This window comes from Cobetia sp. SIMBA_158, from assembly GCF_046566945.1.
Lineage (GTDB): Bacteria > Pseudomonadota > Gammaproteobacteria > Pseudomonadales > Halomonadaceae > Cobetia > Cobetia amphilecti.
Genome location: NZ_JAWJYL010000841.1, coordinates 1 through 248, shown reverse-complemented (window position 1 = coordinate 248; position 248 = coordinate 1). Strand labels below are relative to the sequence as shown.

Sequence of the window (248 nt, the reverse complement as noted above, 5' to 3'; positions counted from 1 at the left end):
CGATAAGACGCGTAAAATCTTTATGCTCTTGCTCATAAGGAGGATCAAGGAAAATCAAACCGCGCTTTTCTTTTGGTGGAATAACAGCGGTAATACCTTCAAAAGCATCACGATGTTGGATACCAATTGGCAACTTATGTAGCTGATAGTTCAACGCATCGTATTCAGTCGCTTTGGCTTCAAAAGCCTCAGCACGCACGCCAGCATCAGGCTTTTTAGCGGCGGTTTTTTCGACGTGATGGGCCACC

Annotated in this window: 1 protein-coding gene; it reads right to left on the bottom strand. The window is 45.6% G+C overall.

All coding sequences use genetic code 11. From position 1 onward, the window contains the following. Positions 1-248 (bottom strand): 23S rRNA (adenine(2030)-N(6))-methyltransferase RlmJ (gene rlmJ / locus R2R70_RS22200; RefSeq protein WP_410979231.1); only part of this gene is annotated, 248 nt, incomplete at both ends.